This window comes from Polynucleobacter sp. UK-Mo-2m-Kol15 (genome assembly GCF_018881505.1).
In the GTDB taxonomy this organism is placed as follows: Bacteria; Pseudomonadota; Gammaproteobacteria; order Burkholderiales; family Burkholderiaceae; genus Polynucleobacter.
Map to the genome: position 1 here is coordinate 1,242,895 of NZ_JACVQC010000001.1, position 24,226 is coordinate 1,267,120.

20 protein-coding genes and 1 tRNA gene are annotated in these 24,226 nt (G+C 44.8%); 16 read left to right on the plus strand and 5 right to left on the minus strand.

The genetic code is table 11. The features are described from left to right. Positions 1–140 precede the first annotated feature (140 nt). From ICN43_RS06510 to ICN43_RS06535, 6 genes are all read left to right on the plus strand, one after another. Entirely contained in the window at positions 141–896 is a 756-nt protein-coding gene (locus ICN43_RS06510) for a 3',5'-cyclic nucleotide phosphodiesterase (RefSeq protein WP_216197953.1), read from the plus strand. Further along, positions 893–2,344, plus strand: coding sequence for a mechanosensitive ion channel family protein (locus ICN43_RS06515; protein WP_216197954.1), 1,452 nt, complete (start codon positions 893–895; stop codon positions 2,342–2,344). The genes ICN43_RS06510 and ICN43_RS06515 overlap by 4 nt, the downstream gene beginning before the upstream one ends. Positions 2,345–2,585: 241 nt before the next feature. Then, complete coding sequence (locus ICN43_RS06520; protein WP_216197955.1) at positions 2,586–3,752, plus strand: chemotaxis response regulator protein-glutamate methylesterase; 1,167 nt, start codon at positions 2,586–2,588, stop codon at positions 3,750–3,752. Next, positions 3,709–4,584, plus strand: coding sequence for a protein-glutamate O-methyltransferase CheR (locus tag ICN43_RS06525; protein WP_216197957.1), 876 nt, complete (start codon positions 3,709–3,711; stop codon positions 4,582–4,584). Before ICN43_RS06520 ends, ICN43_RS06525 begins: the two co-directional genes overlap by 44 nt. Before the next feature lies 1 nt (position 4,585). After that, positions 4,586–5,725 carry an adenylate/guanylate cyclase domain-containing protein gene (locus ICN43_RS06530; protein ID WP_216197958.1) on the plus strand — a complete coding sequence of 380 codons (1,140 nt, stop codon included), beginning with the start codon at positions 4,586–4,588 and terminating at the stop codon, positions 5,723–5,725. A 56-nt stretch (positions 5,726–5,781) separates the two neighbouring features. Continuing rightward, on the plus strand, positions 5,782–6,333 hold the full coding sequence (locus ICN43_RS06535; protein WP_216197960.1) for a YqhA family protein: 552 nt from the start codon (positions 5,782–5,784) through the stop codon (positions 6,331–6,333). 164 nt (positions 6,334–6,497) lie between these two features. Here ICN43_RS06535 and ICN43_RS06540 read toward each other — a convergent pair. Beyond that, positions 6,498–6,584 (minus strand) — tRNA-Leu (locus ICN43_RS06540). A gap of 147 nt (positions 6,585–6,731) precedes the next feature. Between ICN43_RS06540 and rnr the strand changes: the two genes are divergently transcribed. Continuing rightward, positions 6,732–9,134, plus strand: coding sequence for a ribonuclease R (rnr, locus tag ICN43_RS06545; RefSeq protein ID WP_216197962.1), 2,403 nt, complete (start codon positions 6,732–6,734; stop codon positions 9,132–9,134). A 29-nt stretch (positions 9,135–9,163) separates the two neighbouring features. Then, entirely contained in the window at positions 9,164–9,919 is a 756-nt protein-coding gene (rlmB, locus tag ICN43_RS06550; RefSeq protein ID WP_216197963.1) for a 23S rRNA (guanosine(2251)-2'-O)-methyltransferase RlmB, read from the plus strand. Here rlmB and trxC read toward each other — a convergent pair. Together trxC and tal are read right to left on the minus strand one after the other, a co-directional pair. Next, positions 9,912–10,337 carry a thioredoxin TrxC gene (trxC, locus tag ICN43_RS06555; RefSeq protein WP_216197965.1) on the minus strand — a complete coding sequence of 142 codons (426 nt, stop codon included), beginning with the start codon at positions 10,335–10,337 and terminating at the stop codon, positions 9,912–9,914. The genes rlmB and trxC overlap by 8 nt on opposite strands. Positions 10,338–10,354: 17 nt before the next feature. Then, positions 10,355–11,323 carry a transaldolase gene (gene tal / locus ICN43_RS06560; protein ID WP_216197967.1) on the minus strand — a complete coding sequence of 323 codons (969 nt, stop codon included), beginning with the start codon at positions 11,321–11,323 and terminating at the stop codon, positions 10,355–10,357. 99 nt (positions 11,324–11,422) lie between these two features. Here tal and rpiA point away from each other — a divergent pair, with 99 nt between their 5' ends. Then, a complete protein-coding gene (gene rpiA / locus ICN43_RS06565) occupies positions 11,423–12,133 on the plus strand; it encodes a ribose-5-phosphate isomerase RpiA (protein ID WP_216197969.1) in 711 nt (236 codons plus the stop codon). A 52-nt stretch (positions 12,134–12,185) separates the two neighbouring features. On the opposite strand, the gene ICN43_RS06570 is transcribed toward rpiA, so the two are convergent. Both ICN43_RS06570 and argA read right to left on the minus strand, forming a co-directional pair. Next, on the minus strand, positions 12,186–12,458 hold the full coding sequence (locus ICN43_RS06570; protein ID WP_015421224.1) for an oxidative damage protection protein: 273 nt from the start codon (positions 12,456–12,458) through the stop codon (positions 12,186–12,188). Between the two features lie 65 nt (positions 12,459–12,523). Next, positions 12,524–13,888: an amino-acid N-acetyltransferase gene (argA, locus tag ICN43_RS06575; RefSeq protein ID WP_216197971.1), complete on the minus strand. Its 1,365-nt coding sequence runs from the start codon at positions 13,886–13,888 to the stop codon at positions 12,524–12,526. Positions 13,889–13,905: 17 nt separating this feature from the next. On the opposite strand from argA, the gene hrpA reads away from it, so the two are divergent. From hrpA to glnA, 7 genes are all read left to right on the plus strand, one after another. Next, positions 13,906–17,988, plus strand: a complete 4,083-nt coding sequence (hrpA, locus tag ICN43_RS06580) for an ATP-dependent RNA helicase HrpA (RefSeq protein WP_370623165.1) — start codon at positions 13,906–13,908, stop codon at positions 17,986–17,988. Between the two features lie 94 nt (positions 17,989–18,082). Further along, complete coding sequence (locus tag ICN43_RS06585; RefSeq protein WP_370623199.1) at positions 18,083–19,075, plus strand: cytochrome D1 domain-containing protein; 993 nt, start codon at positions 18,083–18,085, stop codon at positions 19,073–19,075. 9 nt (positions 19,076–19,084) lie between these two features. After that, complete coding sequence (locus ICN43_RS06590; RefSeq protein ID WP_216197973.1) at positions 19,085–19,855, plus strand: polysaccharide deacetylase family protein; 771 nt, start codon at positions 19,085–19,087, stop codon at positions 19,853–19,855. Positions 19,856–19,870: 15 nt separating this feature from the next. Continuing rightward, a complete protein-coding gene (locus ICN43_RS06595) occupies positions 19,871–20,848 on the plus strand; it encodes a sterol desaturase family protein (protein WP_216197975.1) in 978 nt (325 codons plus the stop codon). Positions 20,849–20,890: 42 nt separating this feature from the next. Beyond that, a complete protein-coding gene (locus ICN43_RS06600) occupies positions 20,891–21,751 on the plus strand; it encodes an EI24 domain-containing protein (protein WP_255533453.1) in 861 nt (286 codons plus the stop codon). Next, entirely contained in the window at positions 21,744–22,607 is an 864-nt protein-coding gene (locus ICN43_RS06605; protein WP_216197979.1) for a molybdopterin-binding protein, read from the plus strand. The genes ICN43_RS06600 and ICN43_RS06605 overlap by 8 nt, the downstream gene beginning before the upstream one ends. A 197-nt stretch (positions 22,608–22,804) precedes the next feature. Continuing rightward, a complete protein-coding gene (gene glnA, locus ICN43_RS06610) occupies positions 22,805–24,220 on the plus strand; it encodes a type I glutamate--ammonia ligase (RefSeq protein ID WP_216197981.1) in 1,416 nt (471 codons plus the stop codon). The last annotated feature ends 6 nt before the right edge of the window (positions 24,221–24,226 follow it).

The following is a 24,226-nucleotide window of genomic DNA, read 5'->3' on the forward strand; positions in this document are numbered from 1 at the left end:
ATTGAAATCACTAACCAATGAAGAGTAAGCAGATTGATCTGCACTCTCTCTTAAACTCATTTTTAGCTGTAGATGGTATAGCCTCATATTCTCAAAGCCTAGAAGAGGTATTTTCAGTGGTAGAACAAGAGGCCCACAGCATGCGGGACTTTCTTCAAGTACTAGTAAATACTAGCTTGTGGCAAGGTTGGGGTATAGCACCTAATCCCTATGAGGCAATGATTTTGACTGTAGGATCAGAAATTGATCGCTTAGCAACGCTGCTTCATGAGCCCGCCTTCCATTCTAAAAAACACATGATGGACGTGTGCTTGATGCTTTCTTATTTGTTAAGGCAAGAAGAGATTGGGGGTCATGAAGCAATTGGACCTCCTTGGCTAACTTCATCGACTGAAAAATGGCAACTCCTGCTTGCTGCAGCTGGGCATGATTTGGGTCATCCGGGTTTAATGAATGCCACTCCATACGAGTTAGAGCTTCAAAGCTTAGATTTGCTGAGAGCGCTTTTACTAAGACTTGATCAGGATGACGGTTTTATACCATCTGCCCTGGAATCTATTGCTCCATGGATTTTGGCAACCGATCATGGTCAATACCAAGCTCTATTGCACCGTCTAACCATTAATTCTCCAGATCATGTTGATTGTTTGGCAATGTTGTTGGTAGAGGCGGATCTAGCCTGTAGCGTACTTCCTATTAGGGGCCCATTGCTGACAAGTCGTCTCTGCGATGAATGGGCGGGGCCTTATCCTGAAAAATCGATTGCTCTTCGAAAGCAGGTAGGTTATCTTAGCTTCCTTGCTAGCCTGCAGTTTGTAAGCCCTCAGTCTGTCCATGCTGGTATCACTACAATCTTGCATAATTCTCTTTCACAACTTCGCACACGACTGTCATGAAGATCAACCACAATATTTTTTCCTTGCCCAAGACGGTGTATTGGCTATTAGTCTTAGTTAATATCGTTTATGCCTTTTGGCTTCAAAGTAACTTTGGATCATTCTTAGCATGGGACATTTCTGATTTAGCGGATTCCAAAACTGCAAGATTTGAAGATGTTGTGGCGATTGCCCAATTTTTAATATTTGCTGTGACGGTAGATATGTCTATTCGCCACTTTGTAGTCCGTTTTAATCAGATAACTGAAGGCAATCAAGTTCCAGCCATTTTGGTACAGGCAGTAACCTTGCTTTGCTATGGCGTGATTGGATTGTTTGGTTTTATCGTGATGTACGACCATTCTGCTGGACAGTTATTAGCAGCTTCGGGAGCAATTGGTTTTGGTATTGTCTATATCTTGCGTGAGGTCATTGCGGACGTTGTCGCTTGTATTCAAATCCAAACTGATGGCTTGATCAGCATTGGCGATCATATTGAAGTGAAGGGTGGCGACTACTACCAGATTGTGCAGATGGATCGTCGCATGGTGACTTTAAAAACGGTCCTGCAGTACATCGTTCGCGTTCCGAACCGCCGATTTATTAATCTCAATTACATCAACCTAACTAAGCAAAACCCTAAGATGGGCTCACGTCGGCGCTTGGAGATTGAGTTAGATTCAGGGAATGATGCTGATAGGATTATTGAGCTCATTAATCAGGCTGCCGACTATGTGGTGAAGACTGATTACAACTATACCCCGTGGTATCGAGTTCGTTTAGCCAAGATTAACAATGGCTCTTATCTTTTTGCGCTGATTTATGAATGTGATCCCTCCTTGCCGCCCAACGGATCAAACAGCATTATGAATTTAGCTATTGCCCGCTTCTTTAAGTTGGGCGGTATCAATATGAACTCTACTGTTGAGGTTTTTAAGTCATCTGAAATTGTTGATACCGTTAAGAGTCGCCTGAAGGATGTATATCGCCTGGGAGTTTTAAAGGCCTTGAGCGTGGATCAAGTCAGTCGCCTTGCAGATTCAGCACAGATCGTGAACTGTCGTGCTCAGCACTTACTGATTGAAAAGGGCCATACTGCAGATAGTATGTTCATGTTGATTGAGGGCGGATTAGAAGTAACAATTCCAAATGATCAGGGCGAACAAGTTGTAGTTGCAACGATTTGGCCTGGCGATTGCGTGGGTGAGATGTCCCTGTTGACGGGTGAGCCCCGCTCTGCAAATGTTCGCGCAAAGATCAATTCAACCCTGCTAGAAATTACCAAGGAAAATATCACCCCGATTTTCGAGTCTAATCCTGACTTAATTGATGAAATTTCCATCCTGCTTGAAAGGCGTAAGGGAATGAATCAAGAGCTTTTGAATAAGAATGTAGATCAAGAAGAGGCCCAAAAGAATATTAAGCTGTTGACTAAAAAGATTCTCAAATTCTTCTTTAACAAGGGCTAACCCCAGTCAGGACCTTACTGGTCCGAGCCTCACTGTAATATAGGGCATGCCCCGGTTTTTCTATTGCCTGATTACAAAATCTATGAAAAGAGTGCAAATACCCTTTTTGGGGCTTAGAGCAGGTATTCCCATGAAAATTTGTTACTATCAAAGCATGAAAGAAGTCACTATTGCCTCTTTAAAGTCGGCCTAATAATAAATCCAATCCAAAACTAGTTTCTTAACCTTTTTTTAGGAAGTTGTGGAAAAAGTACGCGTTCTTATTGTTGATGATTCTGCGGTAATGCGAAAAATCATCGCTAGCGCTTTGCAGAAAGAGCCTTCTATTGAGATTGCCGGTTTTGCTGCTAATGGCTTGCAGGCAATCGAGGCAATACAAACTTGTAATCCCGATGTGGTTACCCTCGATATTGAAATGCCAGAGATGGATGGTCTGACGGCTTTACGAGAGATACGCAAAAGCAATAAGTATTTACCCATCATTATGTTTAGCTCTTTAACGCACAATGGGGCTCAAGCAGCAGTCATGGCGCTCACAGCTGGCGCAAGTGACTATGTCGGCAAGCCTGCAAATGCTAACGGCGGTATTGACGATGCTTTTAAGGTTTTAGAGCATGAACTCATTCCTAAGATTATTGGTTTAGCTAAGCGTGTGAAATCGCGAAGAGATAGAGAGGGGAGGGCTGCCAGTTCGCAAAGACCACTTACTGCTACAGCTACATTGAGCCCCTCGGTCTCCACTAAGTCTTTGGCACCAACTACAACCATTCCCCCACTAGCTTCAAAAGTTGTTAAGGTCACATCAGGTTTATTGGCAAAACCAGCACAAGCAGTTTGTATTGGTGTTTCTACTGGCGGCCCCGAGGCTCTGATGCAACTTTTTGGTGGGTTCAACGCCTCTCTTAGCGTGCCGATTTTTATCGTGCAGCATATGCCCGCAGAATTCACGAAATTACTTGCTGCTCGCTTAAGTGCCACAGGTGTGATGACGTTCAAAGAAGCAGAAGAAGGGGAGATTGCAGCCCCTGGAATGGTTTACATTGCACCAGGCGGCTTTCATATGACCCTATCGCGGCTCGGAACTAAAACAATTATTCATCTCAATACCGAGCCTCCGGAAAATTCATGTAGACCAGCTGTGGATGTCCTTTTTAGAACGGCGGCAGATGTCTATAGTGGCGGCCTTCTAGCAGTTATGCTCACTGGCATGGGGTATGATGGACTAAAGGGCTCGCAAATGATTAAGGAAAAAGGTGGGCAGGTTATCGCTCAGGATGAAGCAACTAGCGTCATTTGGGGTATGCCTGGGGCTGTAGTGCAGGCAGGATTGGCGGATGGGGTTCTACCGATCGATAAGATGGCTGATGAAATCATTTTTAGAACTCGTAAAGTTCCAGTCAGTCGATAGCATGTCAAAACAATATCTACCGCAGTTTTATACAATGTTAGAGCAGCAGGTAGGAATTGCTTTAGATGACACCAAGCAGTATTTGCTGGAGTCCCGTTTAATGCCGATTGCGCAACAAAAAGGTCTTCCAGATGTCTATGCCCTGATTAAGCTCTTAACGCAGAGTCCTTTAGGCTCATTACATTGGCAAGTATTTGAAGCATTGACAACAAATGAGACTTCATTCTTTCGGGATAAACACGTATTTGAAGCTTTGCGAACATCGATTCTTCCGGAGCTCATTGAGCATCGTAAAAAAGATAGAACTTTACGCATCTGGAGTTCAGCGTGTTCTGCTGGTCAGGAGGTCTACAGCCTAGCAATGATGTTGAGAGAAGATTTCCCGATGCTACATGATTGGACCATCTATCTTCAGGCGACAGATATTTCTGAGTTAGTCCTAGCGAAGGCTAAGTCTGGAATCTATAGCTCGATGGAGGCTCATCGTGGCCTTAATGATCATTTCCTGCATAAATATTTTGAAAGCATTGAGAAAGGCGCCTTTCAGATCAAACCATCTATACGTCAAATGGTCAATTTTTCTCATCATAATTTAGTAGGGGATTGGCCGTTTTATCCTAAATTTGATCTGATATTACTCAGAAATGTACTGATTTATTTCAAACAGGATGCAAAAGATAAGGTGTTATCTAAGATGCAGCAACACTTAAACGGTGGCGATAGTGTGTTGATTTTGGGTGCCGCTGAATCGATCTACCTCAATGATTTATACAAATTAGTCGCGCTTGATAAGATTTCTTATTATAAATCTAATACTCTTATTAAGGTCTGATATGGAAAACCAAAGCATTCCTCCTGCGTCACCAGTAATTGAGATTGACCCAGTATTTGCTGCATTTTCTGTTCTGGTAGTAGATGACAGTAGAACTTTGCGTAAGATCCTCATCCGAGAGTTGAACTCTTTGGGATTCCATAATATTTTAGAAGCAGCTGATGGTCTTGAGGCTATTGAGGTTGTTAAGACTAAGTCTGTTGATTTGATGCTCTTGGATATGGAAATGCCTGAACTCGATGGCTTAGGAGTCTTAGGCCAGCTCAAGGCAAATGACGCTTATAAGGCATTGCCTATTATTGTGATATCTGGCGCAGATCAATTTGAAAAAACAATTAAATGTATTGAAATTGGTGCTGAGGATTATTTGCCCAAGCCATTTGACCCCATTCTTTTGCGCGCCCGTATTTTTTCTTCTCTTGAGAAAAAGCGTCTACGTGATTTAGATCGCAAACACTTAGAAATGCTGAACCAAGAAAAGCAATTGCTTGAGATAGAGCAAATGAAAACAGAAAAGCTGATGCTCAATATTCTTCCTAGACCTATTGCGGAGAGATTAAAGCGCGGAGAGAAGAATATTTCAGGGAGCTACCCAGATGTCACAATTCTATTTAGTGACTTAGTGGGCTTTACAAAAATGTCCTCCAAAACTACAGCAACTGATTTGGTGAGACTATTGAATGATTTATTCACCCGTTTTGATATACGTGCAGAAGCTTTGGGTTTGGAAAAAATTAAGACCATTGGAGATGCTTATATGGTAGTAGGGGGTCTTCCCATTCCGCGCCCCGATCATGCCGCCCTTTGTGCAGAGATGGCTTTAGGAATGTTTGAAGATCTCCAGAATTTCAATCAAGAAAATAATGCTGAACTCAATATGCGTATTGGTATGAATTCAGGCCCAGTAGTTGCTGGAGTCATTGGGTTTACTAAGTTTTCCTATGACCTTTGGGGTAATACTGTGAATACAGCCAGTCGGATGGAATCTACCTCTCAGCATGGACGGGTTCAGGTATCCCCTAGTACATATGAGGCTCTCAAGGATCTCTATGATTTTGAGGATGCTGGTCTAATGGAGTGCAAGGGGCTAGGAGAAATCCGCACCTACTTGCTTGTCGGCAAAAGATCCCATTTAGCCTGACAAATAATAAAAGCTGTTTTATGATGATTAAAGTACCAATACTAGGATAAAAAGTCATGTCTGAGAATGTAAATCATTCGGAACTTACGCCAGATCAATCTGGGCGTATTGAGGTTTTTGTAGAGAAGTTGATTTTTAGAAGTCGTTGGATTTTGGCTTTTTTCTATCTCATCTTAGTGGCTACCTTGGGATTGGTGGCAATAAAATTTGCCAAAGAATTTATGCACTTTGCATCTATCTTTTGGAATGCTTCTGAGGCTGAATTTGTGACGGGTGTTCTTGCTATTGTCGATAAGACTTTGTTAGGTAACTTATTGATTTTGATTATTTTCTCTGGATATGAAAACTTTGTTTCTATCATTGGTGCTGCTAAATCTAGCGCTGATCGACCAAAGTGGATGGGGGGAGTGGATTTTGCTAGCCTAAAGTTAAAGTTAATTGGCTCTATTGTTGCTTTATCGGGCATCAATCTTTTGGCAGCATTCTTGGAAATTGAAACTACCAATAAAGAGAATCTTGGTTGGATGGTGGGTATTCATATTACCTTTGTCGTAACTGGCTTGATATTTGCTCTCTCAGAGAGATATATGGTTCACGAAAAAGAATGAATGTCATCTTTTTGATTGCAGCAGACTTATAACCATTCAATTTGGAGTCTTTGGAGCTAAGGAGTGGGCTACCTAAAAGCTAGGGTTGTATTTTGGCAAAACGCCCCCATATCTGTCTTATGTAGATTTATGAAGAGGGGCGCAGAGCGCATTTAAACCTTGTTTGGTGCCCAGGAAGGGACTCGAACCCCCACAACCTTACGATCGCCAGCACCTGAAGCTGGTGCGTCTACCAATTTCGCCACCTGGGCATGCCATTATTATAAAGGTATACGCCTTCTGGCTCATTTCCCAACCCCCCGCTTTGGCTTTTCCCCTTTCAGACTTGGTGGTTTGATACAGTAGCCTTAACAAGAATAACGATTGATATATAAGGCATGTATTGCCGAAGGAATTAAATGCGTAAAGCAAAAAACTTGGTGCCACGAGAGGCTGACCGTTTAGGTACAGTCCAAGGTCACCGAGATGGATTTGGATTTGTTATCCCTGATGACGGTGGCGAAGATATTTTTCTTTCTGAAAGAGAGATGTCTCGCGTTATGCACGGTGATAGAGTCAATGTCAGAGTATTGGGAACAGATCGGCGCGGTCGTCCAGAGGGTCAGATCGTTGATGTGATTTTGCATGCCAATAAAGTGGTCATTGGACGTCTCTTGAATGAGAATGGTGTTTTGATTGTTGCTCCGGAGGATAAGCGTATTGGCCACGATATTTTGATTCCGCCAAAGGGTCAGGGTAATGCGAAATTAGGCCAAGTAGTAAGTGTTGAAATCATTGATTATCCAGACAGCTATCGTCAAGCAGTTGGTCGAGTGGTTGAAGTTTTAGGTGAGATTGATGATCCTGGTATGGAGATCGAAATCGCTGTGCGCAAGTATGGTGTTCCCCATGAATTTTCAGCGGCTGCAAAAAAAGAAGCGGAGGCATTGCCTGATTCCGTACAGCAATCTGATCTTGAGGGTCGGGTTGATTTGCGGGATGTTCCCCTAGTTACCATTGATGGTGCCGATGCCCGTGACTTTGATGATGCCGTGTATTGCGAGCCAGTGATGTATGGCAAGAGTAAAGCCTGGCGCTTGATTGTTGCTATTGCGGATGTATCCCACTATGTCAAGCCTGGCCATCCTTTGGATGATGAAGGTCTCTTGCGTGCTACTTCGGTGTATTTTCCAAGGCGAGTGATACCCATGCTGCCGGAGAAAATCTCTAATGGCTTATGTTCACTAAACCCAGGCGTTGATCGTCTATGCATGGTTTGTGACTCGGTTGTCGATAACAACGGCGTGGTATTGGCATATCAGTTCTATCCAGCAGTAATGCATTCTGCGCAGCGTTTTACATACGATATCGTATGGGAAATTCTTTCTAATAGTAAGGGTCCTGAAGCAACGCGCTTTACAGAATTTAGACCCTTGCTGACTAATCTATATTCGCTGTATAAAATTTTATTGGATGCACGTCAAAAACGTGGTGCTATCGAATTCGAAACTACTGAAACTCAGATCATCAGCAATGAGTTGGGTAAGATCCTGCGTATTGAGCCTCGCCTCCGTAATGATGCCCATCGCTTAATTGAAGAGTGTATGTTGACAGCCAACGTGTGTGCTGCAGACTTTATTGATCAGAATAAGCATCTCAGTTTGTATCGTGTTCACGGAGAACCTTCTGAAGAAAAATTAGTGACCTTGCGCCAAGTCTTGCGAACATCTGGTTTGTCCTTGGGTGGTGGTGAAAAGCCCAAACCAAAAGATTACGCTAAGCTAATGCGCGAAATTAAAGAGCGTCCTGATGCCAATATGCTTCAGTCGGTTGTTTTACGCTCTATGCAACAGGCGATGTATCAACCGGATAACGAAGGCCACTTCGGTCTTGCTTATCCCGCATACTCGCATTTCACGAGCCCGATTCGCCGTTACCCTGATTTATTGACACATCGTGTGATCAAGGCGATTCTTATCAAGAAGCCTTACATTCCAGTATTGCCCCCCACAGTTCCGCTGAACTTGACTTTGCCTCGCAAGGGCAAGGGTCGCGAGAATGCGGTCAATGCCAAGAAGTCTCATAGCGACGCGAAAGAGGCTGCAGCTAAAGGTGTGCGCTTACCTAAGTTACCCAAAGGTGCCAATGCTGCTTTACCTATTTGGGGGCAGCTAGGAGTTCATTGCTCATCTAATGAGCGCCGTGCAGATGAAGCATCTCGTGATGTAGAGGCGTGGCTCAAGTGTTATTACATGCGCGACCACTTGGGTCAAGAGTATGCTGGTACGGTTACCGGTGTAGCCTCATTTGGTTTATTTGTGCAGTTAGAAAATCTCTTTGTCGAGGGGATGATTCATGTAACCGAATTAGGTGGGGACTATTTCCAGTACGATGAGGCTCGTCAAGAACTCCGTGGTGAGAGAACGGGGATTCGTTATCGCTTAGGTGATCGCGTCCATGTCTTGGTGAGTCGAGTTGATCTTGATGCACGTAAGATCGAGTTCAGTCTGGTGAAGTCTGTTGGCTTAGAGCCAGGAGGCACTACCAACCGCCGCCAAATTATTTTGGCTAGTGATACTGGTAGGCCGAATAAAAAAGCCTCTCCGAAAAAAGGTCGGCCTGGAAGTAAAGAGCCGCAGAAACATTCCGGTGTTAATGTGAATGCTGATAAATCTGCGGGAAATCTTGGTGCCAACCAATCGAAAAATCATGCCGGACGAACCGCAAGTAAGGTTGCCAAATCTGGTAAGCCATTAAGGCCCACAGGAAAATCTGCTGGCACTAAGCCGCCTGTTCGTAACACTAAAGCGCGTCGTAAATAAGTATTTATTCAAGATTGAGATAAGTAAAAATGAAGCAAATATTAGTTGGTTTTCATGCGGTACAAGCGCGCTTACGGGTGGATGCAGCAAGTCTGAAGTCAGTTTATTTTGACCCGAGTAGACGTGATCGTCGTATGGGTGATTTTCTCAAGCAGGCTGAAGAGATTCTGGGAGAAAGATTACATGCAGCCGACTCTGAACGCCTTCATAAGCTAGCAGGACATGATCGCCATCAAGGTGTAGTAGCTTTGGCGGAGAAAATGACGATTGCTCGGACCATTATGGAAGTGGTTGAGGATACAGAAAGCAATCAAAGTAAGGTGATGTTCTTGGTGCTTGATGGCGTAACTGATCCCCATAACTTTGGTGCATGTTTACGTGTTGCTGATGGTGCCGGTGTCGATGCTGTAGTTATCCCCAAGGACCGTTCAGCCTCAATCAATGCAACCGTAAGTAAAGTATCGAGCGGTGCCTCTGAGGTGATACCAGTAATCACCGTTACCAACTTAGTCCGCAGCATGAAAGAGATGCAGGAGGCAGGCGTTTGGTTGATTGGTACTGACGATGAGGCCGAAAAGTCGATTTACGATTTAGATCTGACTGGACCGATTGGAATTGTAATGGGCGCAGAAGGTGAGGGTATGCGCCGTTTAACTCGCGAAACCTGCGATGAGTTAGTGCGTATTCCGATGAAGGGTGTGGTTGAGAGTCTCAATGTCTCTGTCGCGAGTGGTGTTTGCTTGTATGAAGCGCTAAGGCAGAGATTAGCTAAAGAGCCTAGCTAACTAGTAATTGCTGCACAAATTGCTCTAGCTGTGCAGGTGGCAGTGCACCGCTAATGCGGTGAACCTCTTTACCACCCTTAAATCCCGCTAGGGTTGGTATTGAACGGATATTCCATTGCGATCCGAGTAGTTGTTCTGCCTCGGTATTGACTTTCACAAACAGCACTTGATTTGCATGGCTAATAGCGCTCGACTGAAAAGTCGGGCCAAACATCTTGCATGGCCCACACCATGGAGCCCAGAAATCGACAATTACCGGCATTGTCAATTGAGTCACGAGCTCGCTAAAGTTTGCCGCTGTTGCATTGACTGGTAAGGACAGGAGCTCTTGTTTGCAGGCACCACAGATGGGCGTCTGAGTGAGTTTTTCAGCAGGAACTCGATTACCTCTACTGCAATGTGGACAATGAATAATCATCTTGGCCCCTTGGTTGCTTAGCTAGTTAATAAGGCCTCTAATTTTTCAGTATCGATGCAGAAATTCCGTATTCCTTCAGCTAACTTTTCAGTGGCCATCGCATCATTATTTAATTGGAGCCTAAAATTTGACTCATCTAGCCTTAGGGCTGATATATTTTCACTAGTTAGCGCGCTCGCTGCATTGCTGGCATTTAGTCTTTTCTCAACCCTTGCCGAACTATTTTGAAGTTCTCCCAAAAGCTCGGGACTGATGGTGAGTAAGTCGCACCCGGCTAGCTCCAGAATTTGGCTAGTATTACGAAAGCTAGCACCCATGATCTCGGTAGCGATGCCAAAGTGCTTGTAATAATGGAAGATACGCTTAACCGACGTTACGCCAGGATCACTTGCCCCGCCATAATTAACATCATTCCAGTTACTGCCGAGTTTGGCTTTATACCAATCAGTGATCCGCCCCACAAATGGTGAAATCAGTTTGGCATTGACTGCACCACAGGCTGCAGCTTGTACCAAAGAGAAAAGCAATGTCATATTGCAATGAATACCTTGAGCCTCTAAAGCCTTGGCCGCCTGAATGCCTTCCCATGTGCCCGCCAACTTAATCAATACACGTTTACGATCAATCCCTTGAGATTCATATAGAGCTATTAGATGTTTTGCTTTAGTAATGGTTGCTTGGGTATCAAAAGATAGGCGAGCATCAACTTCAGTTGAAACCCTTCCAGGGATGATCTTTAAGATCTCAAGACCAAAAGCCACTAGGATATGGTCAACTAAATCCACTGCTTGCATTCTGGGGTGCGCTGATTTGACTTGATTGACTAATAACTGATAGTTGGCTTGCTGTGCGGCCTTCAGAATCAGAGATGGGTTGGTGGTGGCGTCTTGTGGGTGGTATTGCTGCATGCGTTCAAAGTCACCGGTATCGGCCACGACGGTGGTGAGTTGTTTAAGTTGGCTCAGTGAGGAAGTGGGTGATGTCATCGGTATTGGCAATGCTTTCGATTAATAAATCAGGGAATATCATATGATAGATGCATAAATAAGACTGTTCCAGTTCAGATAAGGATATCGGGCAAGATCATGAATCAAGATCAACTAAAGCAATTGGTGGGTGAGGCGGCTCGGGATGAGGTTCTAAAGCTGCCTACTGGCCAGATCTTGGGTATCGGAACAGGATCTACTGCGAACTACTTTATCGATGCTTTGGCCCCTCACAAGGATCATTTTTTGGGAACGGTCTCCAGTTCCAATGCTACTACTGAGCGCCTCTTAAAGCATGGTTTTAAGGTCTTAGATCCTAATGATATGAATGAGCTGCCTGCCTATGTAGATGGTGCAGATGAAATTGATCCCTCAGGCCACATGATTAAGGGTGGCGGTGGCGCCTTAACTCGTGAAAAGATTATTGCCTCAATGGCAAGGCAATTTATCTGCATTTGTGACTCATCAAAGCAGGTTTCAGTCTTAGGTAACTTTGCATTGCCCGTGGAGATCATTCCCTTGTCCAAAGGGATTGTTACTCAAGAATTAGCTAAATTGGGGGGTGTAGTCACTCTCAGAATGGCGAAAGAGATACGTGCAGATTTGGGTCAAACGCCGAGTGAGCCATTTGTGACCGATAACGGCGGCTGGATTTTGGATATTGCTGGTCTTAAGATTGCTAATCCGCTTGAACTTGAGGCTCAGATTAATCAAATCGCTGGTGTGATCACCGTTGGCCTATTTGCAAAAGAAAAGGCTGATATTTTGCTGGTGAGTAATGCCTCCGGCCTTAGCCGAATCACTTTCTAAATAACAAACCCGACGGGGCAGTAAGTCGATCCATCGGGTTCTTTTGCCATGATTATTCAGCTGGCGGTACGTAGCCCTGAGCCATGTCTGCGCCACCCTCAAAGAAGTATTTTTCAACTTGCTTCAGTAGATATTGGCGAGCACGAGGATCTGCCATATTCAGACGATTTTCGTTAATCAACATGGTTTGCTGTTTCAGCCAGGCTGCCCAGGCTTCTTTAGAGACTTGATTCCAAATCTTCTTACCAAGATCGCCTGGTAGTGGAGCGAAGTCCATGCCTTCGGCTTCTTTATTCAGTTTGATACATTGAACCATGCGTGCCATTTGTAATGCCTTTCAAATACGGTGTACTAATAAAAAATAAGAAAAATGTAGATTCGCTATAAAACTTATAGATCCTTGGTTAAAACCATTGATTTGCGATCCCAGTTATAAATCTGTTTTCTTTCTTCTGGAAGATCGTCGACAGAAGCTCGTTTAAAGCCGCGCTTCAAAAACCAATGCTCTGTTCTAGTAGTTAAAACGAAAAGTTTTTTAATGCCTTCCCGCTTTGCTCTCATCTCAACGCGCTTGAGCAAACGCTCTCCATCACCAGAGCCTTGCACATCTGGATCAACTGCGAGGCAGGCAAGTTCACCGACTCCGTTGGGGAATGGAAAGAGGGCAGCACAGCCAAAGAGAACGCGGTCATGCTCAATCACAGAGAAACGCTGAATATCTCGCTCAATGACGTCTTGACCACGGGCTGCCAAAATACCCTCTTCTTCAAGTGGGCTGGTTAACTGAAGGATCCCGCCAACATCGTCTTGATTGGCTTCGCGCAAGTTTTCAATATCAGATGAGGCCAACATCATGCCGATGCCATCATGGGTAAATAGTTCCTCTAGGAGTGCACCATCCTGATTGCAAGGCAAGAAGTGCACGCGACTGACGCCGGCACGAATGGCTCTACCAGAAATATTCAGCAAGCTTTTCATGCCTTGATCAAGCTCTTCATGTTGTGAGACATATTCTTGAAGTTGTGGCATCGAAAGTTCAGTGATGAGATCGCCGTCATCGTCTTTTAAGCCAACATATGGACTCAAGAAAATCAGCTTATCCGCTTTGAGGGCTGCAGCAGTAGATGCGGCAACATCCTCAAAGGCCAAGTTAAATGCCTGACCTGTTGGAGAAAATCCTAACGGTGAGAGCAGCACTATCTTGTTGCTATCAAGCGAAAGCTTTATTGAGGTGGAGTCTACCTTCCGCACTAATCCAGTGTGAATATAGTCTATCCCCTCAACTACACCAACTGGCATTGCTGTAATAAAGTTCCCCGAGATAACTGAGATGCGTGATCCCGCCATTGGAGTATTGGGAAGACCACGGCTAAATGCTGCCTCAATATCTAGGCGTAATTCGCCAGCAGCCTCTTTCACGCATTCCAACGCTGCAGCATCGGTAATACGATAACTGTGCATGGCACTGTTGCCAAATTTACTCTTGATATTGCGGAGCATTAGTTGCTCTTCAATTTGTGGGCGAATGCCGTGTACTAAAACAATGCGCATGCCCATGGCATGCAACATGGCAATATCTTCAATCAGATTCTCAAGGCCAATTTCCTGGACTAGTTCGCCAGCAAAGGCGATCACAAAGGTCTTCTCGCGAAAACTATGGATGTAGGGCGCAACATCACGCAACCATCCCACAAAAGGAAAGTTGGAGCTTGATTCTTCAGCATTTAAGCCGTTGTTCGGTGCATTTGTTGGCATAGTGAGAAAATTATAGGGTGCAAGAGCCCATAAACCAACAAAAACCCAAAGCAAGCCCTGTGATTGTGTCTGCTTCCAACACCTCACGAAGGCTAGAAATTTGCTTTCCAGAGGAGTTGCCCGTTTCTGGGCAACGCCAAATCATCAAGGATGCCTTGAGTTCTCATCAGGTAGTCATTGTCTGTGGGGAGACTGGTTCTGGGAAAACAACCCAATTACCTAAAATCTGTTTGGATCTCGGTAGAGGTACTATCAACGGTGGCCGGCTTATTGGGCATACACAGCCTCGCCGGATTGCCGCAACAGCTACAGCAAAGCGTATAGCTCAGGAGTTGGGCACTCCCGTTGGTCAGGATGTAGGGTATCAAGTGCGCTTTGCCGATAAGACTAGTCAGGGCGCATCTATCAAGCTGATGACGGATGGTATTTTGTTGGCTGAAACCCAGCGCGATCCTCAGCTTCGCGCTTATGACACACTCATCATTGACGAGGCGCATGAGCGTAGTCTCAATATTGATTTTCTTCTTGGCTATCTCCGCCAGTTACTACCGAAGCGACCAGACCTTAAGCTGATCATCACCTCTGCCACGATTGATGCTAAGCGTTTTTCAGAGCATTTCACGCTAAACGGGAAATCTGCCCCAGTAATTGAAGTCAGTGGACGACTGTTCCCAGTGGAGCAGCGCTACGAACCCCTGGAACCTGATGTCAAGCCAGATGGGAAAAAAGAGTCCAAAGAGGCTAAGGATATTCCAGATGCAGTCGTAGAAGCGATTGTTAATGTGTGGCGAGAGGGCGCCTCAGGCGCTGGGGATGTATTAGTCTTTTTGCCTGGAGAGCGAGAAATTAGGGATTGTGCTGAAGCACTCAGAAAAGATCATGTTCTCCAGCAACGATTCCATCCGGAAGTATTGAGTCTATTTGCTCGGCAATCGGTAGCCGAACAAGAGCGTGTGTTCAATCCTGGCAATGGTCGACGCATTATTTTGACCACCAACGTTGCTGAGACTTCATTGACGGTTCCCAATATTCGTTATGTGGTCGATAGTGGTTTGGCAAGAGTGAAGCGTTATTCCTATCGTAACAAAGTAGAGCAACTACAAATAGAGCCGATATCCCAAGCGGCAGCCAACCAAAGGGCTGGTCGTTGTGGTCGTGTATCTGACGGTATTTGTATTCGTTTGTTTAGTGAACAAGATTACTTAAATCGTCCTCGATTTACCGATCCAGAAATTCTACGTAGTTCACTAGCGGCGGTTTTACTGCGTATGAGTTCTTTACGCTTGCCTCGAATTCAAGAATTTCCTTTTATCGACAAACCTTTGGGCCGCGCAATTGCAGACGGCGTACAGTTATTGGATGAGTTAGGCGCTATCGTCTATGACGAAACAACTCTTGGCGATGATAAAGATATCAACAATAGTTTTAAATTGACCCCAACGGGAAAACAGCTTGCTGACCTTCCGTTGGATCCCCGTATTGGGCGCATGCTTTTAGCGGCCAAAGAGCAAAACGCCTTACGTGAAGTGACTATCATCGCCTCAGCTTTGGCCACACAAGATCCCCGCGATCGACCGATGGATCAGGCTGCCGCTGCTGACCAAGCTCATTTACAGTTTGCAGATGAACGATCTGAGTTTCTGAGCTTTGTAAAACTTTGGGATTGGTATCAAGATGCACTGAAGCATAAGCATACCAATCGTCAATTAGAGAATCTCTGTCGAAGTAAGTTTTTATCGCCAAGACGTTTGCGTGAATGGCGTGATGTTCATGGTCAGCTACATACAATGCTAGGTGAGAAGGGCTGGAAAGAAAACCCATCAGCAGCTACTTATGAACAAGTTCACCTTTCTCTGCTAACGGGACTCTTGGGTTATATCGCTAAAAAAGAGGAGGATGAAAAATCTCAAGAGCGAGGCAGCAAAATAGGTGGCTATATCGGCGCTCGTGGTATTCGGCCGTTTATTTGGCCTGGTTCGAGCATAGGTAAAAAGGCTGGCGCTTGGATTTTGGCTGGTGAACTTCAGGAAACTAATCGGATGTATGCCCGCACGATTGCGAAGATTGAGCCTCAGTGGGTAGAGAAAGTTGCATCCCATCGACTAATTAAATCCTTGAGTGAACCATTTTGGGATAGCCGTCAAGGTGAGGTCATGGCTTTTGAGCGTGGCACTCTATATGGCCTGCCTATTTATCATGGTCGTCGAGTTCGTTACGAGCCACATAACCCCGAAGATGCTCGCTCGATATTCATTACTCAGGCCTTGGTTCAAGAAGAGCTGTTTGGTCGTATGGATACTCCAGCATTATCGCGAGAGACCGAGGCCGATGCTAGAAAAAAATATCCCGGTAGTTTTGAATTTTTCTGGCATAACCGACGACTTATTAAAGAGATTGAAGCCCTCGAGCACCGATCTAGACGTCCTGATGTTCTGGTTGATGACGACCTCTTATTCGCTTTTTATGATTCTCGCATCCCTAAAGATGTTCTCAGTAGAGAGGGTATGAATGCCTGGCTGAAGAAGGTATCAAGAAACCGAGCTGTAAACCAAGAGTCACCAGATGCCCTGCTGCGTTTAGCCAAGGCAGATTTAATGCGCCATGAGGCTGCTGGCATTACGGTAGATCGCTATCCCAAGAAGATGATCGTTGGTGGTACTGAGTTGAGTTTGACTTATCACTTTGAGCCTGGTAGCCCGAAAGACGGAGTGACCCTAATTGTCCCCTTGACTTTATTAAATCAGGTTGACGGTCGACGTTGTGAATGGCTTGTACCAGGGATGTGTGAAGAAAAAATACACTTACTACTCAAGTCAATGCCACAGAAATTACGTCGTCACTGTATTCCGCTACCCGAATATGCTAAATCATTCCTAGAGCGCAAGCTTGCACAAAAACAGTTTGGAGTGGGTGATTTTTTAGACAGTCTGATCACGGATATTCGTCAAGAGCGTGGCTTGGAAATTAAGCGCACAGATTTCAGGCCAGAATCTCTGCCTTTGCATTCGTCAATGAATTTCCGTCTAGTTGACGAGCATGGACGTCAGCTTGAGCTAGAGCGTAATTTATCTCGATTACGAGCTGAATATGGTGAAACGGCTCGAACAGCTTTTCAGGCAATTGCCCAGCAAGCAGTTCAAGAAGAGTTTGGTGCTGAAACCTCGGTAAGCACTCAAAATACGATTGCTAAAACAAGTCAAGCAGCAAGCACCTCAGCAGCGAAAAATGTAGAGCAGGGTGGTTATCGAAGCTGGGACTTTGGTGAGCTAGCTGAAACACTAGAAATTCAAAAAGGTAATCGCACTCTATTTGGTTACCCAGCCCTAGTGGATCGGACAGAGTCATGCGACCTAGAGGTATTTGATGATTTGCTAGAGGCTCGGAAATATCACTGGCTTGGATTGCGAAGATTATTTGCCCTATCGAATAAAGACACACTCAAGGCGCTGCAAAAACAGCTCCCTGGAATTCGCGAGCTTGGTTTGCTGTTCATTAATGTGGGCTCGGTTGATGGCTTAATTGATCAAATTCTGAATCTTGCCCTTGAGCGGGCATTTATGAGTGAGGTATTACCGGTCAATGCCGAGCAATTTGCAGATCGTTTGCAGGCGGGCAAGCCTCGATTGGCATTAATCGCCCAAGAGATTTCAAAGCATGCCCTAGCAGCTTTACAGGCTCATTCTGATCTTCAAAAGAAGCTGCCTCAAGCCAAGGCCGCCTCATCTGTCGCATATGCGGATATTCAAATGCAGCTTCAAAGCTTAATTTTTGCGAAATTTGTTTCTGATACACCATTTAGCCAGCTGGTTCATTTTCCTCGCTATCTCAAGGCAATTGCGATGCGAATTGATAAGCTCCGTGCGAACCCCAGCAGGGATGCGCAGTGCCAAAAAGACTGGGAGTCTGTTGCTCAGCCTTGGCAAAAACTGCTGCAGGGTAGTCGTGGATCTGCTACCTACGCTCTGGCAGATGACCAGGTTTTGAAGGATTTCCGCTGGCAACTTGAGGAGTTGAGGGTGGCCTTATATGCCCAGGAGCTAAAGACCCCAACCCCTATGTCGCTAAAGCGGCTAGAAAAGGTCTTAGCTAGCTTGCGATAGGTCAAACTTCGCTATCCTCTACAGCGCACTAGAGCATCAATTGCTTACAATGATGAATATGCATACTTTTATCAGTAAAGCCAAATTTGGCAGTATTTCAGCTCTAACTTTTTTTGTCCTTTTGGGGTATTTCAATATTGTTCGCGGCCAAACCTCCGGATTTGCTGATTCTAAGGCCGAGCCTAAATTAGCGGTCGTCTTAAATTCTGGCGAGGCATCAGTAAGTTTGATTGATATGCCTAAGCGCAAAGTGATTAAGACTGTCCCAGTAGGTAAGGAGCCTCATCACCTCATGATGACTCCTGATCAAAAGACGCTTCTCATCGCAAATGCGGCTGGCAATGATGTTGTGCTGATGAACCCCACCACCGGAGAGTTGACGGGTAGGATTCCGGATATCATTGATCCATATCAAATCGGTTATTCACCTAATAACAAATGGTTTGTTGCAAACGGCAATCGCTTAGATAGGGTTGACTTGTACCACGCACAGGGCGCAGATCTAAAGTTGGCTAAATCCGTTAAGCTAGGTAAGACACCGAGTCACGTGGCGTTTACGGCAGATAGCAAGCTTGCCTTTATTACTCTGCAGGATTCTAATGAGCTCGCTGCAATTGACTTGGACACGCAAACTGTTGTTTGGAAGATGACTACAGGCAAAGTGCCCGCTGGAGTTTGGATGACTCCTGGCGACCAATATTTATTAGTTGGTATTACTGGCGAAGATAATGTTCAGGTAATTGACTGGAAAAATCGCAAAGAAGTGAAGCGAATCTTTACTGGGAAAGGTGCCCATAATTTCCGCCCATTGGGCGATAAAAAACATGTGTTTGTGAGTAATCGTATTTCATCTAGTATCAGCATGATTAACATGCAAACCTTGGAGAAGGTTGGTGATATTAACGGCTTACCTGCGGGTCCAGACGACATGGAAATTACTCCCGATGGTAAAACTTTATGGGTCACCCTCCGCTTTTCTAAAAAAGTAGGTGTAATTGATATACCTTCAATGAAGTTGGTTTCGGTGATTCCCGTTGGTAGATCTCCTCATGGGGTTTTCTTCACTCCGCGTGCTAGCTGGGAATAAGTTAATTAGATGTGTGTGAATAGCGCTCTAGCTCGATTAACGGCGCTAGTACTTTTAGCGACATTTTCTTCGCTTGCCATTTCTCAAGAAGCGCACTGCAAAAAAACGGTTTACTTGACGTTTGATACGGGCAATATGTCTGTTGCACAGACGGTAGCTGACATACTTAATCGCCAGAATATTAAAGCTACTTTTTTCCTAGCAAATGAAAAAACTAGCCGTGGCGATTTTTCTCTGGATGATTCATGGAAATCGTATTGGCAAGATCGCCTTCGTGAAGGTCACCATTTTGGTAGTCATACCTATGACCACTTGTACTTCATCAAAGACGGCCCGAGTGGGGAGATCCTTGCAAAACCACAATTTGGCCCAAAAGCTGGACTTGCCACTTTCTATAAAGAGGCAAGCTATTGTCGAGAAATTAGAAGGGTGGATGAGCGCTTTCAGGAGTTAACTGGTAGTGGACTCCAGAAAATCTGGCGTGCCCCCGGAGGAAAAACATCGCCCCGTTCTATTCGTATGGGTAGCCAGTGCGGTTATCAGCATATTGGGTGGAATCCCGCTGGATTTTTGGGGGATGAACTGAGCTCTCAAACTCATCCGAGCAAGATGCTTTTGGATAGGGCGAGCAGCCAGCTTCAAGATGGCGATATCACGATGGCTCATTTAGGCATTTGGTCCCGTAAAGATCCCTGGGCTCCCGCGGTTCTGGAGCAGCTGATTATCAATTTAAAGGGTCGCGGCTTTTGCTTTGCAACCCTGCCAAAACAATCTAAATAAGTCACAATGAGGGATATGGCTTCCAATCCTTTAATAGCCTCTATTGCTTCAGCTTATGCAAGCACTCAAGAATTCTTGTTTGCTAATGTGGCTGGCCCCATTTTGTATCATTTCAATCTGATGTCGATGGCCGAGGATGTATTTGATGGCATTGATTGGTTTTTGTTCGGCTGCATTCAGATTTTGCTAATTGTGCTTATTTTGCGCACTTGGGAAAGATTTTTTCCAGCTGAAGTGCAGGTGCGTTTCTCGAAGAACTCCAAGGCTGATGTTTTTTACACTTTATTTCACCGGCTGGGTATTTTTCAGGGATTGATCTTTCTCGCATTGTCAGGCTTTTTCTTTCAGATTGATTCCGTCCTCCATGATTTTCGTTTTAGCAGATTAAATGTTGAGTCATGGTGGCCGCCAGTGACTTCGATTCCTTTGGTAAGTTTCTGTATCTACTTTATATTGCTAGATTTTGTGGAGTACTGGTATCACCGCGCTTCTCATAGCTTTAGCTGGTGGTGGCAATTACATGCCTTGCATCACAGTCAAACTGTCATGACTGCTTGGTCTGATGATCGAAACCATGTTTTGGATAGTATCCTACATGCTGTGGTGTCTGCTTTCTTTGCTTTATTATTTGGCGTATCCCCAAGCCAATTTATTTTGCTAGTAGTCTTAAGTCAGTTTATTCAGAGTTGGCAGCATGCTAATCTCAGAATTCATCTTGGTGTTTTTAAGTATCTCTTGGTCTCTCCTATGTATCATCGTATGCATCATGCGGTGGGTTATGGTCATGAGGCGCAAGGTAAGCCTGGCGTTTTGGGAGGTTGTAATTTTGGTGTCTTATTTCCATGGTGGGACATGATATTTAAGACTGTAATTTTTCCAAAGGAAGTTCATCCTACTGGGGTCAAGGATTTAGCTATTTCGCCCAATATAATTGAGCAACAGTGGCAGAGCTTTATTCACTCTATTCGAGAAATTTTTCCCAAGGCAAAATAAAGCCAGCATTTAATTTGGCGGTAATTGAAATCTATGGATAGTATGCAGCAAGTATTCAAGTCTTTTGGCTTAGCTTTAGTTGGAACAATGCACCCCAGAATGCTGTGGCTAAGCTTGCGCCCATTTTTGATCGTGTCGATTTTATGGGGCAGTTTAATTTGGCTAACGTGGACACCAGCATTAGAGATGCTCAGCATCTTTCTGACAACATCCATTTTTACCAGTTGGATTCAAGATGGCTTGATTTGGGCTGGTTTCGAAAATGCACGCGCTTGGATTGCGCCATTGTTTTTTGTAATGCTGCTGATCCCATTAATTTCTATTAGTCTATTGGTGTTTATTGCTTTTACAACCGTGCCCACAATCGTCAAAGTGGTAACGCGTCAATACGCCTATCAAGATCTTGAGCAAAAAAAGGGTGGAGGATTTTTTGGCAGTTTGATCTACACAATCTGGTCTGCTTTAATTTGCTTGGCATTGGTGATGTTAACGCTGCCAGTATGGTGGGTACCACCCTTAGTGGCAGTTTTACCCCCATTGCTTTGGGGTTGGTTGACTATGCGCTTAATGTCATATGACGTTTTGGCTCAGCATGCTACTTCGCAGGAGCGTGACATCCTTTTGCAACAACATCGTTGGCCACTATTGGCTATGGGAATTTTTTCTGGCATGCTTGGAGCAGTTCCAACATTCTTCTGGGCTACCTCAGCATTAGCTTTAGTTCTATTCCCCATTGTGAGTTTTGTTGCACTCTGGATTTATTCCTTGATCTTTGTATTTGCTGCACTGTGGTTTACGCATTATTTATTGGAATCATTAAAAGAATTACGTAGAGAAGCATTAGATCAGTCCCTTAATATTGAAGCGCGTGTAATTGATATGGAGCTCCCGTACCATGGTTGATGTATCGAAGCAGGTTAGCATTGATGTGCCTGAGGTGAGGGCGCGTCGATTTGGCTTAATTGTGATTGGTGATGAAATTTTGTCGGGACGCCGTCAAGATAAGCATTTGAGTACATTGATTGAGCTCTTGAATGAGCGAGGCTTGAGTCTTTCTTGGGCTAAATATGTTGCCGATGATCCCGAGCAAATTACCGCTACTTTCAAAGATAGCTTCGCTAGTGGCGATGTCGTTTTTAGTACTGGCGGTATCGGGGCTACTCCTGATGACCATACTAGGCAGTGTGCTGCTTTGGCGCTAGGCAGCAAAATAGAGTTACATCCGACCGCTAAAGAATTAATTACAGGACGGATTCGGGCGACTGCCGAGGGTGATCCAGTGAAGGCGGATTTGAGTACAGCTGAAAACCAGCATCGCTTCAAGATGGGAGAGTTCCCAATGGGTAGCGATATTATCCCCAACCCCTATAACCAGATACCTGGTTTCTCTATTAAAGAGCATTACTTTGTCCCGGGCTTTCCAGTGATGGCTGCCCCGATGATGGCGTGGTCTTTGGATCACTATTATCAAAATCTATTTCATCGTGAAAATTGGGCTGAGCAGAGTTTTATCGTTCCCAAGGGAATCGAATCCGTTTTAACGCCCTTAATGGAGCGTATTGAGGCTAGCTTTCCTGGGGTAAAGGTGTTTAGCCTCCCTTCAGTTGGAGACCCTGCTAAAGGCGGTGTTTACGCCGATCGTCATATTGAACTAGGCATCAAAGGTAATGCAAGCTTGCTTGAAAGCGCTTGGATTGCTTTGCGAGCTGGCACAGAGGCCCTGGGTTACGAGATTCACGATATTTCAAAATCTGATTAAGCACTATATTGGTGCAAATCTAGTATTTTTTAGGGTTTTAGGCCTTATTTCAGCACTTAATTAGTGCAATAATGGCATTTCCCGTTTGTTTGCTTCAGTAAATTAGATACATCCCATGGGCATATTTGATGCCTGGAATGAACAAGGGTGTACACCTTAAGTTTGTATTCCGAATTTAGTTAATAGAGGAGATTTGCATGACGAAGACCGTCGCTGATGTGATGAAGTTGGTAAAAGAGAAAGATTGTACTTTCGTTGATTTCCGCTTTGTAGATACAAAGGGTAAAGAGCAGCACACAACAGTACCTATCTCTGCTTTTGACGAAGATAAATTTGAGAGTGGTCATGCATTTGACGGCTCCTCTATCGCTGGATGGAAGGGTATTGAAGCATCTGACATGTTGTTGATGCCAGATCCAACATCTTGCTACATCGACCCGTTCTATGAAGAGCCAACATTAGTGATCACCTGTGATGTGATCGAGCCTTCAGACGGTAAAGGTTACGACCGGGACCCACGTTCCATTGCTAAGCGTGCTGAATCTTATTTGAAAAGCACTGGCTTAGGCGATACCGCTTATTTTGGACCAGAGCCAGAGTTCTTTATTTTTGATGGCGTCCGTTGGGGCGCTGATATGCAGGGTTGTTTCGTTAAGGTAGATTCTGAAGAGGCTCCTTGGTCTTCCGCTGCTGAAATTGAAGGTGGTAACACTGGTCACCGTCCAGGTAAAAAAGGCGGCTACTTCCCAGTTGCTCCAGTAGATACATTCCAGGACATGCGCTCTGAAATGTGTTTGATTCTCGAATCCTTGGGCATTCCTGTCGAGGTACATCACCATGAAGTTGCTGGTCAAGGCCAAAATGAACTTGGCACCAAGTTCAGCACACTAGTACAGCGCGCTGACTGGACTATCTGGCAAAAGTATGTCGTTCAAAACGTAGCACATGCTTATGGCAAGACAGCAACCTTTATGCCTAAGCCGATCGTTGGTGATAACGGTTCTGGTATGCACGTTCACCAATCTATTTGGAAAAACGGTGAAAACTTGTTTGCTGGTAACGGCTACGCTGGTTTATCAGAGTTCGCCTTGTTTTATATCGGCGGCATCATTAAGCACGCTAAAGCATTGAATGCGATCACTAATCCAGGCACTAACTCTTACAAGCGTCTGGTTCCAGGCTTTGAGGCTCCAGTAAAGTTGGCATACTCAGCTCGTAACCGTTCTGCTTCGATTCGTATTCCACACGTTTCTAGCCCTAAGGGCCGTCGTATTGAAACTCGCTTCCCTGATCCATTGGCTAACCCATACCTCTGCTTCTCAGCACTGATGATGGCTGGTTTAGATGGTGTTCAGAACAAGATTCATCCAGGTGAAGCTGCTGATAAGAACTTGTATGACTTGCCACCAGAAGAAGATGCAAAGATCCCAACCGTTTGTGCAAGCTTAGAAGAAGCGCTCGATGCTTTGAACAAAGACCGTGAGTTCTTGACTCGTGGCGGCGTCTTTACAGACTCTATGATTGATGCATATATCGCTTTGAAGATGGAAGATGTCACACGTTTCCGTATGACTACTCATCCAATTGAATTCGATATGTACTACTCCCTGTAAGCGAAG